This is a genomic window from Lysinibacillus sp. NPDC097195 (assembly GCF_044762075.1).
GTDB lineage: Bacteria > Bacillota > Bacilli > Bacillales_A > Planococcaceae > Lysinibacillus.
Genome location: NZ_JBIWDP010000001.1, coordinates 605510 through 622185, shown reverse-complemented (window position 1 = coordinate 622185; position 16676 = coordinate 605510). Strand labels below are relative to the sequence as shown.

The window sequence follows — 16676 nt, the reverse complement described above, 5'->3', positions numbered from 1 at the left end:
ATAGAATTAACATGATTTTTTTCCTAACTTTTAACTGACAACTATTTTCACAAAATTAAACTGAGGTGATGTAAATGATCCATCCATTAAAAATTACTAGTACATTAGCCGATGAAACAAGATACTCCATTTATGAGTATATTCTAAAAGAGAAAAAGACGGTAACGGTGCAAAATATTGCGGATAAATTCAATATTCATCCAAACGTTGCGCGTCTGCACTTAACAAAGCTCTCTGAAATTAATATTATTACGGCGGATTTTGCAAAAACCGGTAAAGGCGGACGACCTGGCCGTGTTTATAAGGCAGCTGAAAAAGGCGTGTCTCTAACATTTCCAAGACGTGATGAAGAACGTTTATTAAAATGGACAATCCAGCTTGTTGAAGAATTAGGACCATCCGCTCTATCTAAATGCCAAGACATAAGTTATCAAGATGGCTATCAGCAAATGAAAAATTATGTGACTGCAGAATTGAAACTAAATAATATGCTAACTTTCGATCAAAAGCTTCAATTATTAACAGACAATGCTGCATTGATTGGCTATGTGCCACAAATACAGCAAACGGACAAAGGGAAAAAGGTAATATTCTCTATATTTAATTGTCCATTCCAAGAGCAACTCAATACGCACTCTGAAATTGTTTGCACATTACATGAATCTTATTTAAAGGGACAATTGAACGCCTTATTTTCAAGCAATGAAATTGTCCAAATCGAAAGCATGGTACATAACTGTGATTTATGCAAATATGAAATTAACGTGACAGAAATGGATTGCTAATTTGTAAAATCCATTTGTTTGTCACAAAGAAGCAGAAGTTCCAGTTTACAGACACCTTTCATATCATTTATAATGAGTAAGAGATTATTGTGTCGTGGGCAAAAGGAGGGGAAATTTCATGGATAATATGTATAAAGTTATGGCATTCTGGACAGGTATTTTTGCAGTTATGTTCTACCTTGGTGGTATGAACGAGGTATCGCTATTATTCGTAGGTAATACAGGTTTATTCTTATTATTAGGCTTCTTAAACCTTTCAGAACGTATGTACATGTACATTTTCGGAGCATATTTAACTGTATTCTTCGCTGGCTTCACGTACTATACAACATTCATTCACGTACCAGGTGGCGGTCATTAATACAAAAAATCGCGTGTCTCAACAATTTCGAGACACGCTTTTTTTATTTCCCGCACTTACTTTGAACTTCATTAAAACCCATTTAAAAATGGATTTGTTTCCATTTCATTACCGATTGTTGTGTAATGTCCATGACCTGGGTAAACAATGGTATCTTCAGGTAAAGTTAATAATTTATCATGAATTGATGCTAATAATAGTTTTGTCGATCCACCTAATAAATCTGTGCGCCCTACACTTTGCTCAAATAATGTATCTCCGACAATGGCAAATCCATCCTGTTCAAAAATATAAGAAATGCTGCCTGGTGAATGACCAGGAGTAAATACTGCCTTAAACACAAAATTACTAATTTCAAAAAGTTGTTCTTGTTTAATAATATGTTCTTCTGCTGGTGCAGCAACTTTATAATCCGGTAATGCTGCATATTTTCCAGAACCATTCTTCGCTGGATCCGCAAGCCAACTGACCTCTTTTTCATGAATCCAGACCGGGATATTAAAAGTGTCTCTTACTTCATCGACTGCACCGATATGGTCAAAATGGGCATGTGTTAAAAAAATACCTAGTGGTTTAAGTCCATTACTGCGAATCATTTTTATAATTTTCGCCGCTTCTTCACCTGGATCGAAAATCAAACATTCTTTCTCTTTATTCGATACGATATAACAATTCGTTTGGATTGGACCAAGGGAATAGCTTCGTACATTCATCATTCATATCACCTCAACTTTATATTATACATTCTTTGCCACAATTTGACGATAAAAGTTCATACTTTGCTCTATATAGTCCTCGACAAAAACAGGTAGAACGTTTACAATTAAGGAGAAATATTGTTTACGACATTCATTTTCTGATGTCGAAAGGAGTGTCTTTTTTAATGAACTTATTAATGGTTATTTTTGGTCTAGTTTCTATTTTAGCTATCGTTGGTACATTCCAAGCAATTAAAGAAAAGAACTTACTAAGTATTGTTTTTAACTTAGCAAGTGCTGGGGTATTCGGTTGGTTCGTCATCATGACAATCATTCATAGCGGTTACCCTCCAACATTACACTAAAATTCAAACAGAAAAAGAGCAGTCTCTTAGGGAGACTGCTTTTTTCTGTTTTCTTTCAAAATGAGCGGTTTCTTCTAAACATTTACGTTATGATATAAGTAAGGATTTTGAAAAAAAGGATATAAATTATACATAAAGGAGATTATCATGAAACGTAAAAAATTTTACCTTGGCATTGCATTATTTATAGTGGTGGCATTAATAGCTCTTACTGTAAAAAATGAATTTTTTAAAGAGGAAATTCCACCTGAATTACTTATCAATAAACTAAACGGTATAGCAGAGGTCAACTTTGAAACACCATTAACTCTCCTAGATAAATCGACAACGACCTTAGAAGAATATCAAGGGAAAATTCTTATTATTAATTTTTGGGCATCTTGGTGTGGTCCTTGTCAGGAGGAAGCTCCAGATTTAAAGACGTTCTATGAGCAAAAACCAAAAAATGTTGAACTACTTGCAATCAATGCTACTTCATATGATAGTCGCGAAAACGCAATGAAGTTTCAGCAATTATACGATTTAAATTTCCCTATTTTTTTAGATACTGATCGATCGCTTGGTAAATCCAGTGAAGTTATCGCCTTCCCTACAACTTTAATTATTGATCAAAAAGGTATACTAAGACATACTATCGAGGGCCAACTTACACAACAAGATTTACAGCAGCTTATCTCAGAACTATAAAAACAATATATTACTATTATTCTATATATATGTAACTACGTTAAGTAAGCTTATGACTATACTATTGACCTTGCTTATGCGTAAAAAACACTGCTCTCTCCTCGGTACATATGTAAGCAACAACCCACGACTGGCACATGGCTGAAATTGAATTTAATAGTCAGAATTGTTTGAGTGACTGGCACTCAAAAAGGCATACTAGCTGAGCTAGCATGCCTTTTTGTTTACTCTACCGCATTTTGTTTTAAATTACCTGTTTTTTCATCATAGAATCGGAGTAAGTCACCATTAATGATGGCATCTGAATTTTCCAATTCAGTTGTTGCTCGATCTGCAAAAGGCTGACACGGCGCAACATCTATTTGTTCGCCCGTTGCTTTATCATAACAAGCTTCCCCAGCATAAACATATTTATCTGTAATGAATCGACCATCACGGAAGATAACAAAATCCTCGTGCTCTGGAGAGAATAAATCTGCTCCAAGTTGCATATCTTTCGATGTCTCAACACCAAGTAAATGTAAAATTGTTGGACGTAAATCTATTTGGCCTGCAACCTCTGTCATTTCTTTCCCCTCTCCATCGCCTGGTATATGGATGAATAAAGGTACTTCTTGTAACAATGCATTATCATATGGTGTAATACCATCTTTACCTAAGTATTGTGCCATCGCTTTATTGTGGTTTTCAGAAATACCGTAATGGTCACCATACATAACGATAATGGAATTATCGTAAACGCCTTGATCTTTTAAATTTTGGAAGAAATTTTTTAAGGCTTCATCCATGTAACGAACTGTTTGGAAGTAGCGATTTAATGTTCCTGAGTTTGATGTGTATTCAGGTATCATAATATCTTCCGGATCCAACGTAAATGGATAGTGGTTCGTTAATGTAATTAAACGCGAGTAGAATGGCTGTGGCATGTCTTTCATTAATGCAGCTGATTGCTCCATAAACGGAATATCTTTCATACCCCAGTTGACAGCTTGCCCTTCTTCTACCGTATATGAATCTACATCATAGAATTTATCGATTTTTAAAGATTGATACATCATATCACGATTCCAGAACGATTTATTGTTCGGGTGCATCACATTTGTAAAGTATCCATTTTCACCAAGGCGCTCCGCCATGGAGTTATACGTATTACCGCCATGTGTGAAGAATACTGCACCACGACCAAGACCAAATAAAGAGTTTTCTACAATAAACTCTGAGTCTGATGTTTTCCCTAACCCTGTTTGGTGATAGAAATTACTGAAATAATACGTATCTGGATCTTTTGTTAATGAATTTAAGAACGGTGTAATTTCATGTCCGTCCATATCATTATTAATCACAAAGTTTTGTAACGATTCGAGTGAAACAACAATTAAATTACGCCCTTGATATTTACCAAACATATTTTCGTCGCTTGCCGCTTGGTTTGAACGGATGTAGTTGTTCACTTCTACTAATTCACTGCCATCCGCTAATGCGCGTTGTGCCGATGATTTTGATTGAATGTAAATATCATATAAATGATAATTGTACGTTCCTATATTTTTCACAAGAAGTTCACGGTCAAAGCTACGTGTTAATAATTGTGGTCGCTCTGTTTCTGCTAATCCTAAGTTTAAAAAAGTCATAGCAACCGCTAGCACGAAGAACGCACGACGGAATTCTACGTTTACTTTAACCGAAGCTTTCATTTTTGGTAAATATTTATTAGCAATAATTAAAATAAATACATCAGCAAAATATAATAGATCCCAAGGGTTTATAATAGCAGCAGCTGATGTTCCTAAATCACTAAAGTTACTTGTTTGGAATAATACCGGTAATGTAATAAAGTCATTGTAGAAACGATAGAACGCAACATTTCCATATAAAACGATCGATAATAAGACACTAATCGTAATGATATAACGATTTCTTATTTTTGGTGTTTTAAAGAATAACGATAATCCATAAATAAACAGTAAAAAACTTAATGGATTGATAAACAAAATAAATTGTTGCATCGCATTTTCAATCTTCAACTCAAAGCTTGTGTGATACACAATGACCGTTTTTATCCAAGTTGCTACGATTGCTAGTATCATAAATGAATGTTTAGGCCACTTTTTTAATTTCATTCCTAACATCCTCCCTATTCCTTACAAAAAAATAATAAAATTTAACAAACTGTAACAAATTGCTACTGAAACAAATTATATCTTAATCCTTTTTTTACAGATAATCAACACATATATTTTTAGTAAGCCCTGTTACATGTACCCAATTATGCACGTAACATTAATATATACGTTTTAAAATGTAAAAAGTTTCGTAAAATCATAAAAACAGTGGAAAACCACTGTTTTTGACAATTTTACATACATATTACAATATTTTTACGATACCCAAATTATTCGTATTTAAAACATTATTGCTTATTTTGTTCAACCCGTAGCCTTGTCGTTTCTTGTCGGATTAATAATAAAGCCATTTGATAATCTTTAATGTCGAGTACATTCGCCTTGTACAACTCACGAATTTCATCCTCCATTAACAGTAAATCGCCAATGGGATCTCGCGTATAAATATAAGTGCCGTATGTCTTTAACAATTCATAAATATCTAACATTTTATCCATTTTACTTCGCTCCTCGATGCGCTACACAATCAATTCGTTTTGTCGGTGTAATCATAAGATCTACTGGGCAATCATGCTGCTCTACAGGTACATGTTCATATAGTTGCTCATCAAAAAGCAGAGACAGCAGTTTACCTTTTTTATAGTGTAATACATAGCGATCGTAATAACCACCGCCGTAGCCAATTCGGTAACCTTGTCTATCAAAAACAACACCTGGCACAAGGATAATATCCATTTCATTTGCGTCAACGAACTCACACAGTGCTGGAATTGGCTCACGCAAATGCATATAAACAGTTTCTAGCTGGGCAAACGACTCAATAGCGTAAAATGACATTTCTCTTGTTTTTGCGTTACATTTTGGAACCGCCACTTTTTTGCCTAGCTGCCAGAGTGCTTCAATTAGATGAATCGTATCAACTTCTGGCTTATTGGAAATAGTAATCCCAATTGTATTTGCTTCTATTATATATGGTTCCTGTAGCACTTTTTTGGCTACAGCAAATGATTGATCACGATATGTAGCTGCACTCATATTTGCCAGTACTTCTCGTACCTCATTTCGTAACATCGTTTTATCCAAGACAAGTACCCTCCTATTAAAATGTAGAAAGCCAAAACCACATGTGGTTTTGGCTTTAATGAGCGATTACTTTGTTTCACGGTGAAGAGTGTATTTCTTCTCGCGAGAGCAATATTTTTTAAGTTCAAGACGCTCTGGATTGTTACGCTTGTTCTTTTTAGAAATGTAGTTACGTTCGCCGCAATCTGTGCAAGCTAGAGTAATGTTTACGCGCATTATTAACCCTCCCACTCTATATCAAGAATTTAAATTTGAGCATGATTTATACGACTAACCTATTATAACATAAACTGAAAAAAAATCTACCTTCATTTCATATTAAGTTTGCATGTGGTAAAATATCTTATAATTACATAATTTAACGGGGTGAAACTAGTGGATTTATCCATCATACTTATGATTGTCGGTATCGTTCTAATCCTTTTATCGTTCTTTTTTAAAAACAGCGCGAAAAAAGTCGAACAAGATGTCGAAGAATTATCTATCTCCATTTTTCAAGAAACGAATAATTTAAAACGTCGACTAAAAGTTGTCGAGGAGGAGCTTTTATTAGAGCCAGAATTTCAAGTAAAATCATCAACAACAAAATATCCTGCTCCCCAAAATCCAAAAGTTCAACAAGTGATGCAGGCTGTTCAACAAGCCGCACAAGTAAAAAAAACGAATGTGATGCCAAATAACAGCAAACCGATTCATGACATTATTATTAGTCAAGTGCTTGAGCTAAACAAACAAGGTCTTTCTGTTGCTGATATTAGTATTCGCTCCAATTTAACAGAAGAACAAGTGCAACAAGTCATTGCTAACGGAGGTCGCTAATTATGAATAAGTCCGCTATCCGTGCATTTGGCATTGCCCTTTTCCTCGTCGGAGCATTACTATCTGTAGCTGATCGTTTCAATCTTAATATTGGTCTACCAACCGTTATCTCTTCTAATAATGAGAATGTGGCAGCGCTACAAAAAAAGCTCACTGAGGCAACAAATGAAATTGCATCTTTAAAGGCGCAATCTTCAAACGACACTACTACTGAAAAAAAGCAAGAAGACAAGCCTGCTGACGAAAATGAACAAGCTGATAAAGATAATACTAGTACCCCAGACACTAGCAATGAAGTCACGATGACACTCCAAGTATATAGCGGCATTACACCGTATATCGTGGCTCAAAAGCTTGAGGACGGTGGCATTATTTCAAATAGTGTCGAAATGGAACTACTACTCGCCAATGCAAAATATGCGCGAAGCTTACAAATCGGCTCCTATGAAGTGAATTCTTCCATGACGTTAGAAGAAATCGCCAAGTTAATTACAGGCAAAAAACAATAAGCTGTCAGAATTGTTTGCGTGACTGGCACTCGTACTACGCTTGTTATGGGTACTCAAAGCCCATAACTAGCGTATTGTGTTTTTTACTTGAACTATGAGATGCTAAATTGTCAGAATTGTTTGAGTGACTGGCACTCTAAAAAGGCTTGCACGATTTCAGTTCCTGCTTTCGTGCCAATGGACTCTGGGTGGAATTGTAATCCGACAAGTGGATAGTGCTTATGTTGAATGGCCATTATTTCCCCATCATCAATGGATGTGGCCATCACCATGAAATCCTCATGTAAAGTAGAAGGCTCTATAATTAATGAATGATAGCGCATCACTTCTAGATCACCATCAAACTGTGCAAAAACGCCTGTCTGTTCATAGTGTAATGTAGATAATTTACCATGCATAATATTTTTCGCTTGCACAATTGAGCCACCAAATGCCTGCCCAATCGACTGATGCCCTAAGCAAATTCCTAATATCGGATAGTTTTTATGCAATTTCTGTACTACTTGCACTGTAATGCCAGCCTCATTCGGTGTGCCCGGCCCTGGTGATAAAATAATCGCTTCTGGGTTTAATTCAATTATTTCTTCAATTGTTATTTCATCATTTCGTACTACGCGTACTTCCTTCCCAAGCATACTTACTTGCTGAAATAAATTATATGTGAATGAATCATAATTATCGATTAGTAGAATCATTTTCTTACCTCCAGTAGCGCACGTGCTTTATTAAGCGTTTCTTCATATTCAGACAAAGGCACTGAATCATAAACAATGCCAGCCCCTGCCTGCACATGTGCATGCCCATCTTTAATAACCATCGTACGAATCGCCAGCGCTAAGTCCATATCTCCTGTTGCTGAAATATAGCCTACTGCTCCGGCATAGACGCCACGCTTAACTGGTTCCATATCGTTAATTAACTGCATTGCTCGAATTTTCGGTGCCCCCGATACAGTACCTGCAGGTAAACATGCACTAAGGACATCTAATACATGTACCTCATCTCGCAGCTCGCCAATGACCTCCGAAACAATATGCATGACGTGCTTATAGCGTTCTATGTTCATATATTTCTGAAGTTTCACCGTGCCAACCTTGGAAATGCGTCCAATATCATTGCGCCCTAAATCAACTAACATTCGATGTTCAGCGATTTCTTTTTTATCGGCTAATAAGCTTTCAGCAATCGCCTCGTCCTCTTGTGGTGTTGCACCACGTGGCTTCGTTCCTGCAATTGGATTGGTCGTCACTTTGCGATTCTTGACCTTAACAAGACTCTCAGGAGAAGTGCCTAAAATAGTATACGACCCGAAATCCATATAAAACATATAAGGTGAAGGATTCGAAGTTCTCAACTGACGATACAAGGCAAATGGATTACCTGTAAACGGCGACGAAAATCGTTGCGAAAGTACGATTTGAAAAATATCCCCTTTTACAATATGTTGTTTTGCTCGTTCGACGATGGCAATAAACTCTTCCTTTGCTATCATCGGTTGAAAATCCAATGCACCTAGCTCCATCAAACCGAATGTAGTACCTGCACAAAGCTGCCTCTCTAGTTCAGCAATATTTGCTTCCATCGTATCTTGTGAGTGACCTTCATTAAATAAATCGATTGCTGCTAGTGTAACTTCTTGTTTTACATGATCAAATACAATAAATGTATCATAGAAAAAAACATGGACATCTGGCATATCTAAATGATCTTGTAAATACTCGCCAATTCTTTCGGCATAAAAGGCCGTTTCATAGCCAAAATAACCAATCGCGCCTCCAAAAAAGGCAAATGGATAGGCCGCTTCGTGAAATGGCATAACCTTCTTTAATTTTTTCAATACATTATCGCTAGACTTATCAATCTCCAAGCCTTTTGTAAATTGGTAACCGTTTCGATCTCCGATTAGCTCGGCTATCGGATTTACCGCAATAAAGGAATAACGTCCACTTTCCTCATGTTTCGCTGAAGATTCAAATAGCATTTTATGCTTCCCTGCTAAGGATTGATAAACCGATATAGGCGTCATCATATCCCCTTGTAATACCTTCATGGCAAATCTGCTAAGCTCAACTGTCATACTCAATCTCTCCTTTACTCTGCTCTGCTACACCAAAAAACCATATAAAAAGGCCTTTCCATCGCAAAGGACGGAAAAGCCGTGGTGCCACCTTCATTGCTCAAAAAATAGAGCCTCTCTATGCCTTGTAACGTAGGCAAACGCTAATCCATACTAGACATTTCTGAATTAGAGCTCCGAAGTCCATTCACTATTATGTTGTACTAGCTTCCACCAAGCGCTAGCTCTCTTAAACAAATAATAATAGTTACTACTCTTCATCTAAGCTGATACCTAGTCTTCATTGTAATGTAAAGTATCGAACAATTCAAATTATTTTCCGTTATATTGTCAGCAGTCGTTCGCTTGATCAGCAAGAATAATTTTGTCATCATAAACAATTTGTCGGATAGCAAATAACACGTCCTGATTTACACTTAACATCACTGCAGTATCATTCGATGCGACATAGAAACGTACTAACACACGATAAGAGGCTTGGTAAAACTCATCAATATAAACATGAATTAAATCTTTTTCCGTATCAGCATGTAAATAAATTTGTTGATGAATTGCGCTTAGTGCATTGCGTAATTTTTCCTCTTCATTTTCAGCAGCAACATATAAAAATAATTCACATTTACGTTTTTCTCGCTTCGATAAATTATATATCGGCTTATTTACTAAATAAGAGTTTGGCACATAAACTAGCCCTTTATCGCCTGTTTGGATAAGAGTACTGCGCAGGTTGATATCTTCAATTGTACCCTCAATTTTTTGATCCTCTGTCGCAATCCAATCGCCTATTTGAAATGGGTTATCAAGTGCAACTGACATCCCCCCAAATACATGTGCCAACGTATCCCGAATCCCAAAGGCAATCGCTACACCCGTTAATCCAATTCCAGTTAAAAACCCATTTAAATTAAAGTTCCAAAATGATGCAATCGTAAACATGGCTAAAATCATAATTAGCACTTTACCAATACGTAAAAAGAACGGTAAAAGCACATTTTGTTCTTCATCATTATGTAACTCTAATGGTTTCTTCGTATAATAATGTAGCACATCATAAATGCCTTTAAACGCAAAAAACACCATGATAGATAATACAAAATTTTTTGTTGCAAAATGTGTAAATAGAAATACTTTGAGTAAACTCGATAAACTTAGAACGACTACCGCTGACATAAACGCATAACGAATAGCATTATTAAATTGGGCAAGGACAGTCGCCTGAAAATTACGCTGTCTCTTTCTTAAAAATGTCACACTGCTCGTGATAATCTTCTTCAGTACAAAATGTTGGAATAGCCAACCAAATACACATAACGCCACTGCCACCATAATATCCATCCAAGTTGGTGCAGTTACGTTTGGAAATAACCATTTCATTGAATCCATGTAATTCTCCTTTTACTTACCTATGTACATATTTTACTCGAATAAGCTAGTCCAAAAAAATTGAAGCATCCGTACAAATAAGCCGACCAATGTGCTGGTCAGCTTTGCATGTTATTGAATGGCATCGTCGGCAAAAATAGCCTTATTAGCAAACCAAAAATGATGCTCATTAAAACGTTGTTCATTCATAGCAATAACGGAAAACTCGGCATGATAGCGTCGCTTCATTTCCTCTAACATTGTTTTTGCATGCTTCCCTAATAAATATGGTCCATCAACAGGATCACCTTCCGTAAAGATAATGACATCTGTTTCGGCACATTGCTGATTTTCTTGTAGCAACCCTTTTACAAACTGTAGAACGGGCAACATAGCCGCTTCCCCTTTAGCCTTATATTCAATAAAATCTTTAAAATCCGATAAATTTAATGTGCCATTTTCAAAGCGATAATGGACCTGAATTTGACAATCGTATGGCACGATATATAGATCCCTTTGCTCTTCATGGGCATTCAAAAACAAAGGTAAAATCATACTCTTACAAAGCTCTGAATATTTAGCCATTCCAGCTGTTTGTTCAAGACAAATAATCAGTGGACCTCGCTCTTGTTTGTAATCACCGAATGGAACATAGAGCACATTACCACTTTTGGTTGTTTGTTGCTTTAGCTTTAGACGCCTAGAATCTTGCCATTTTTGCTCATAATACAAGCGTTGCTCTTTACCATCCGCCAGCCGCTCTGCTTGTTCAATGGTCGGTACATTTTCACGAATTTCATGCATCACATCCGCTAGTTCAAGTGCAAATGCTGCCATTTTTCGGAGTGCCTCACTTTTATAAAAATAATCTACAAAAAAATGTTGTTCCTTGTCACTTAGCTCTTCTAAATGTAAATTTTCAAATAGAAAACCTAAGAATTTGCGTTGTTCAGACGAAATTTCTAGGCCAAATTTCTTGATAAGTGATTCTACATTACCTTTCATGAAACAGCACCTCCTACGCACCTTATTTTTCGAGATAATGTTTATAGTATAACCAAAATATTTTTTTGACAATACAATAGCACACCACAGTATTTGACGTATGCGCCAAGCGCAATGTTGCCGCTACTTGTTTGTTCTCAAAAATTTTATAAACGCAAAAAAAGAAGGACCACATGACGCAGCCCTTCAAGATGTTAAGTGCCAGGCACTCACACAATTTTAATTATTTAATTCATAATGTTTACCTTTGATTAAGTAAAATAAATGTTCGGCAATATTGGTTGCATGATCAGCTGAGCGTTCTAAATAACGGCAGACAAAAGTTAAATGTGTAATTTGTGAAATATGTGATGGATTTTCTGCACCAGCACGCAGTAATAAGGTAACGGTTGCTCCATATAAATCATCTACATAATCATCTAGTTCAGCTATTTCCTTTGCGCGCACAGTATCTTCTTCCCTGAAGGCTGTAATGATGCTCTCCAGCATTTCGACGGTTTTATTACACATTGTTTGTAAATTTGTTGTAGGGAAGACAAGTGGTTGTTTACCTAAACGGATTGTTTCCTTGGCAATGTTGACCGCATAGTCCCCCACTCTCTCCATATCAGAAGCTGCTTTGACAAGTACCATAAGTCGACGTAAATCTGTCGCCACCGGTTGTTGCTTGGCAATCATTAAAATAACCCGATCATTAATTTCTTCTTCAAGACGATTAATCATTAAATCATCTTCCAGCACTTTTAACGACTGCTCTAAGTTTTGCTCAAGTAACGCCTCAAATGCTGTTTTTAAAGCATCAATACTGCGCGTTGCAATTTCTACAAACTGCCCTTGTATTTCTTTTAACTCTTGCTCAAAGCGTTCACGAACTGCCATCTAACATTCCTCCTATGCTTAGCCGAAGCGCCCCGAAATATAATCTTCAGTACGTTGGTCAGCAGGTGTTTGGAAAATCACATCTGTTTTGTCATATTCAACGACTTCCCCACTAAGGAAAAATGCTGTACGGTCGGAAATACGCGCCGCTTGTTGCATATTATGTGTCACGATAACGATTGAATAATCTTTTTTCAGCTCTTGTACAAGCTCTTCTACTTTTAACGTAGAAATCGGGTCAAGTGCAGATGTTGGCTCATCCATTAAAATTACATCTGGCTCGATTGCTAAACAACGCGCGATACAAATACGCTGTTGCTGACCACCTGATAATCCATAAGCATTTTGATTTAAACGATCTTTCACTTCATCCCAAATTGCCGCACCGCGCAGAGATTTTTCAACAATTTCATCCAATATTTTTTTGTTTTTGATACCATGGATACGCGGACCATAGGCAATATTATCATAGATTGATTTCGGGAATGGATTCGGCTTTTGGAACACCATGCCTACGCGCGTACGCAATTCCTCAACCGTATAGTTCTTATCTAAAATATTGCGCTCTCGATACAAGATTTCACCTGAAGTTCGCACACTCGGCACTAGCTCTACCATTCTATTTAACGTTTTTAAATAAGTAGATTTACCACAGCCTGAAGGGCCAATAATGGCTGTTACTTCATTTTCATAAATACTTAAATTGATGTCTTTTAAACCATGGTGCTCACCGTACCATAAATTTAAGTTGCGTGTATCATAGACCACTTTTTTTGCCACTTCAGCAACAGGCTTTACATTCATATTGATTGATTTAACAATTGATTTTTCCTCTTTTAAATTTATTACCATAAGGTCACCTCATTAATAACGTTTTTGGAATTTATTTCGAATAAATATAGCGATGGAATTCATCAATAACAACACGATCATCAGCACTAAAATTCCCGCTGCCGCTACATATTGAAATGCCTCTTGTGGACGTTTCGCCCAATCATAAATTTGCATCGGTAGTGCAGTGAATTGACTTAATAAATCATTCGGTAAGAACTGCAAAATAACTGGAATTCCTATCACTACAAGAGGAGCTGTTTCACCAATTGCACGAGACAATGCTAAAATACTACCTGTTAAAATCCCTGGTATTGCGGCTGGTAATACGACACGTAAAATAGTTTGCCATTTTGTTGCGCCCATACCGTAGGATGCTTCCCGCTGTTCATTCGGTACTGCTCGAATAGCTTCCTGTGCAGCCACGATGATGACAGGTAAAATTAATAAGCTCATCGTTAAACCTGCTGCTAAAATACTTTTACCTAAACCCAACATCCGAACAAATATTGTTAATCCAAGTAAACCAAAAACAATAGAAGGTACACCTGCTAAGTTTGAAATATTCATGCGTATAAAATCATTGATTCTGTTTTTCTTTGCATATTCTTCTAGATAAATCGCTGTTCCTACACCTAGAATAATGGATACTGGCGCAACAACACCCATCAACCATAATGAGCCGACTAATGCCGCTTTTATTCCCGCCTTATCCGCAAAGCGAGAAGCAAAATTTGTTAAGAAATCGAAATTTAAATAACCAATACCTTGTGTCACGATACGGTAGAGCAATATAGCTAGCATCACAAGCGCAAAGGTAGTTGCCAAGAAAAATAAGGACTTCCACACTTTATTGAATGTAATGCGCTTTGTCATCCGTTTCTTGACAACTGCATCATCGATATAGCGCATGCTAGTAAACCTCCCTGAAGCGTTTCGAAATATAATGGGCGATTAAATTCATTACTAATGTAAAGATAAATAAAGTGAATCCAACTGAATAAATCGAATAATAAATCGTCGTTCCATAACCAGCATCGCCAGTAGAAACTTGTACAATGTAAGCTGTCATCGTTTGGATGGAATCAGTAACGTTGAAATCAAATTTCGGTGTCGATCCCCCTGCTAGCGACACAATCATTGTTTCACCAATTGCCCGGGAAATGGCAAGTACAACTGATGCCACAATACCCGATAACGCCGCTGGTAATACGACTTTTATTGCGACTTCAAACTTCGTAGCTCCTAGCGCTAATGCCCCCTCACGCATACTGTTCGGAACAGATGACATTGCGTCTTCTGAAAGGGATGTAATCATCGGTAAAATCATAATACCAACGACTATTCCTGGACTAAGTGCATTAAACAGCTTAAGCTCTGGCATAATCGCTTGTAACGCTGGTGTTACAAATGTTAACGCAAAGAAACCATAAACAATTGTCGGTACACCTGCTAATACTTCTAGTATTGGCTTCACTGTACGGCGAATTTTTTCACTGGCATATTCACTCAAATAGATAGCCGATGCGATACCAAATGGCACTGCTACAACGACTGCAATAATTGTGACTTTCAGTGTCCCTGCGATAAGCGGTAATATCCCAAATAACGGCTCCTTCCCAGAAAACGGTAGCCACTGTGTACCAAATAGAAAATCCGTAATCGAAACACGTTTGAAAAACTCAAACGTTTCAAAAATAAGGGTGAAAACAATGCCAAACGTCGTCAAAATCGAGATAAGCGCTGCAGAAAATAATAAAGCTGGCATGGCTTTTTCCACTATTTTCTTAGTTTTATGATTGCGCGAATTTGCAATTAATTGTTGCACAGATGATGTCTTATTTTCTTTTTGAGAAACCATTGGGTGCTCCTTTCCAATAAGCGAGGGAAAGAGCATACATCTCTTCCCCTCTATGCATGACTACTTATTTTAAGCCTTCTAAAGTTTTTAAGCCTTCAGCATATTTTTCCTCAGGTAGACGAACATAACCTACTGCTTCTGCCATATCCCCTGCATTTTCTAATGTAAATTGAATGAAATCATACGCAGCAGCATTATCTTTCATCGCACTGTTTTTCACATAAGTAAATAACGGACGTGAAAGTGGCGTATATTCGCCTTTTTCAATTGTGTCATGTGTTGGTTCAATACCATTGACTTTCACAATATTTAACTTATCTTTATTCTCTAAATAGTAAGCGAAACCGAAGAAACCAATTGCGTATTTGTCGCCTGCAATACCTTGCACTAGCATATTATCATCCTCTGATAATGTTGCTGCACTTACTAGATCCGCACCATCTAACACTACTTCATCAAAGTAATCGTACGTACCTGAGTCAGTACCTGGTGCGTAGAAGACGATTTTTTCTGAAGGCCAAGATGGATCGATATCAGACCATTTTTTCTCTGTGCCATCTTCAGTCCAAATTTTCTTTAATTGTTCAACAGTTAAATCTTTAGCCCAGTCATTTTCAGGGTTCACCACTACGGATAATCCATCATATGCTAAAGCTAATTCCGTATAAGCAATTCCAGCTTGTTCAAGCTTTTCTTTCTCTTCAGTTTTTATAAAACGAGATGCATTTGAAAAGTCTGTCTCACCTGCGATGAATTTTTCAAAGCCGCCACCAGTACCAGAAACACCTACCGATACTTTGACATCCGGTTGTGCACCTGCATACTCTTCAACAACTGCTTCAATAATTGGTGCTACTGTTGATGACCCATCTCCAGCAACAGACCCTTGCAGTTTTTCATCAGCAGCTTCTTGTCCTGAGTTCGCTGGTGCATTTGTTTCTGCATTGTTACCGTTTTGCGATGAGCTATCTCCACTACATGCACCTAGCATTAATGCTGAACCCATTACCGCTGTCATCGTTAAGTACTTCCACTTTTTCATCTCATTTGCCTCCGTCACTAACATTTTTATTTGTTACTTGCCTTACAATCTTTACTATAATGACTGAATGTTGAATTCGTATAAATCGTTCGTAAAATACACGTAAAGGAATGTAATGCTTTGTAAACGATTGTAAAGAAGCATTTACAATTGGCTTCTTATTGTTTGCTTCCTTCCCGAACGGTGTTA

At 37.0% G+C, this 16676-nt stretch carries 20 protein-coding genes and 1 other annotated feature; of the genes, 6 read left to right on the top strand and 14 right to left on the bottom strand.

Going from position 1 to position 16676, the window contains the following annotated elements:
* Positions 1-74: 74 nt before the first annotated feature.
* Positions 75-785, top strand: coding sequence for a helix-turn-helix transcriptional regulator (locus ACIQXI_RS03115; RefSeq protein ID WP_402921555.1), 711 nt, complete (start codon positions 75-77; stop codon positions 783-785).
* A 118-nt stretch (positions 786-903) separates the two neighbouring features.
* A complete protein-coding gene (locus tag ACIQXI_RS03110; protein ID WP_024361272.1) occupies positions 904-1146 on the top strand; it encodes a DUF2626 family protein in 243 nt (80 codons plus the stop codon).
* A gap of 71 nt (positions 1147-1217) precedes the next feature.
* Here ACIQXI_RS03110 and ACIQXI_RS03105 read toward each other — a convergent pair whose 3' ends face one another.
* Positions 1218-1862 (bottom strand): MBL fold metallo-hydrolase, encoded by a 645-nt coding sequence (locus tag ACIQXI_RS03105; protein WP_402921553.1) that lies wholly within the window; start codon positions 1860-1862, stop codon positions 1218-1220.
* 167 nt (positions 1863-2029) lie between these two features.
* Here ACIQXI_RS03105 and ACIQXI_RS03100 point away from each other — a divergent pair, with 167 nt between their 5' ends.
* Complete coding sequence (locus ACIQXI_RS03100; RefSeq protein ID WP_402921552.1) at positions 2030-2209, top strand: DUF2759 domain-containing protein; 180 nt, start codon at positions 2030-2032, stop codon at positions 2207-2209.
* Positions 2210-2356: 147 nt separating this feature from the next.
* The gene (locus tag ACIQXI_RS03095; protein ID WP_402921550.1) at positions 2357-2896 is read left to right on the top strand and encodes a TlpA disulfide reductase family protein; all 540 of its coding nucleotides are present in this window, start codon (positions 2357-2359) and stop codon (positions 2894-2896) included.
* A 224-nt stretch (positions 2897-3120) separates the two neighbouring features.
* Here the strand turns inward: ACIQXI_RS03095 and ACIQXI_RS03090 are convergent, their stop codons facing one another.
* From ACIQXI_RS03090 to rpmG, 4 genes are all read right to left on the bottom strand, one after another.
* A complete protein-coding gene (locus ACIQXI_RS03090) occupies positions 3121-5016 on the bottom strand; it encodes an LTA synthase family protein (protein WP_402921549.1) in 1896 nt (631 codons plus the stop codon).
* A 290-nt stretch (positions 5017-5306) separates the two neighbouring features.
* Entirely contained in the window at positions 5307-5516 is a 210-nt protein-coding gene (locus tag ACIQXI_RS03085; protein WP_402921547.1) for a YqgQ family protein, read from the bottom strand.
* Between the two features lies 1 nt (position 5517).
* Positions 5518-6102 carry a 5-formyltetrahydrofolate cyclo-ligase gene (locus ACIQXI_RS03080; RefSeq protein WP_402921545.1) on the bottom strand — a complete coding sequence of 195 codons (585 nt, stop codon included), beginning with the start codon at positions 6100-6102 and terminating at the stop codon, positions 5518-5520.
* 66 nt (positions 6103-6168) lie between these two features.
* Positions 6169-6318: a 50S ribosomal protein L33 gene (gene rpmG / locus ACIQXI_RS03075; protein ID WP_008408521.1), complete on the bottom strand. Its 150-nt coding sequence runs from the start codon at positions 6316-6318 to the stop codon at positions 6169-6171.
* A 159-nt stretch (positions 6319-6477) separates the two neighbouring features.
* Here rpmG and ACIQXI_RS03070 point away from each other — a divergent pair, with 159 nt between their 5' ends.
* Together ACIQXI_RS03070 and ACIQXI_RS03065 are read left to right on the top strand one after the other, a co-directional pair.
* Positions 6478-6921, top strand: a complete 444-nt coding sequence (locus tag ACIQXI_RS03070; protein WP_402921543.1) for a hypothetical protein — start codon at positions 6478-6480, stop codon at positions 6919-6921.
* A 2-nt stretch (positions 6922-6923) separates the two neighbouring features.
* A complete protein-coding gene (locus ACIQXI_RS03065) occupies positions 6924-7430 on the top strand; it encodes a hypothetical protein (RefSeq protein WP_402921541.1) in 507 nt (168 codons plus the stop codon).
* 110 nt (positions 7431-7540) lie between these two features.
* On the opposite strand, the gene ACIQXI_RS03060 is transcribed toward ACIQXI_RS03065, so the two are convergent.
* The 9 genes from ACIQXI_RS03060 to ACIQXI_RS03020 form a co-directional block, all read right to left on the bottom strand.
* Complete coding sequence (locus ACIQXI_RS03060; RefSeq protein WP_402921539.1) at positions 7541-8125, bottom strand: aminodeoxychorismate/anthranilate synthase component II; 585 nt, start codon at positions 8123-8125, stop codon at positions 7541-7543.
* Entirely contained in the window at positions 8122-9507 is a 1386-nt protein-coding gene (trpE, locus tag ACIQXI_RS03055; RefSeq protein WP_402921537.1) for an anthranilate synthase component I, read from the bottom strand. The genes ACIQXI_RS03060 and trpE overlap by 4 nt, the downstream gene beginning before the upstream one ends.
* Before the next feature lie 63 nt (positions 9508-9570).
* Positions 9571-9780 (bottom strand) — a binding site (T-box leader).
* Positions 9781-9837: 57 nt separating this feature from the next.
* Positions 9838-10890, bottom strand: a complete 1053-nt coding sequence (locus ACIQXI_RS03050) for a mechanosensitive ion channel family protein (RefSeq protein WP_402921535.1) — start codon at positions 10888-10890, stop codon at positions 9838-9840.
* Positions 10891-11001: 111 nt separating this feature from the next.
* Positions 11002-11874 (bottom strand): vWA domain-containing protein, encoded by an 873-nt coding sequence (locus ACIQXI_RS03045; RefSeq protein ID WP_402921534.1) that lies wholly within the window; start codon positions 11872-11874, stop codon positions 11002-11004.
* A gap of 219 nt (positions 11875-12093) precedes the next feature.
* Positions 12094-12753: a phosphate signaling complex protein PhoU gene (phoU, locus tag ACIQXI_RS03040; RefSeq protein ID WP_402921532.1), complete on the bottom strand. Its 660-nt coding sequence runs from the start codon at positions 12751-12753 to the stop codon at positions 12094-12096.
* Positions 12754-12771: 18 nt separating this feature from the next.
* Positions 12772-13557, bottom strand: a complete 786-nt coding sequence (gene pstB, locus ACIQXI_RS03035; RefSeq protein ID WP_402925645.1) for a phosphate ABC transporter ATP-binding protein PstB — start codon at positions 13555-13557, stop codon at positions 12772-12774.
* A 60-nt stretch (positions 13558-13617) separates the two neighbouring features.
* A complete protein-coding gene (gene pstA, locus ACIQXI_RS03030) occupies positions 13618-14496 on the bottom strand; it encodes a phosphate ABC transporter permease PstA (protein WP_402921530.1) in 879 nt (292 codons plus the stop codon).
* A gap of 1 nt (position 14497) precedes the next feature.
* Entirely contained in the window at positions 14498-15445 is a 948-nt protein-coding gene (gene pstC, locus ACIQXI_RS03025) for a phosphate ABC transporter permease subunit PstC (protein WP_402921528.1), read from the bottom strand.
* A 64-nt stretch (positions 15446-15509) separates the two neighbouring features.
* Positions 15510-16487: a PstS family phosphate ABC transporter substrate-binding protein gene (locus tag ACIQXI_RS03020; protein WP_402921526.1), complete on the bottom strand. Its 978-nt coding sequence runs from the start codon at positions 16485-16487 to the stop codon at positions 15510-15512.
* Positions 16488-16676 lie beyond the last annotated feature (189 nt).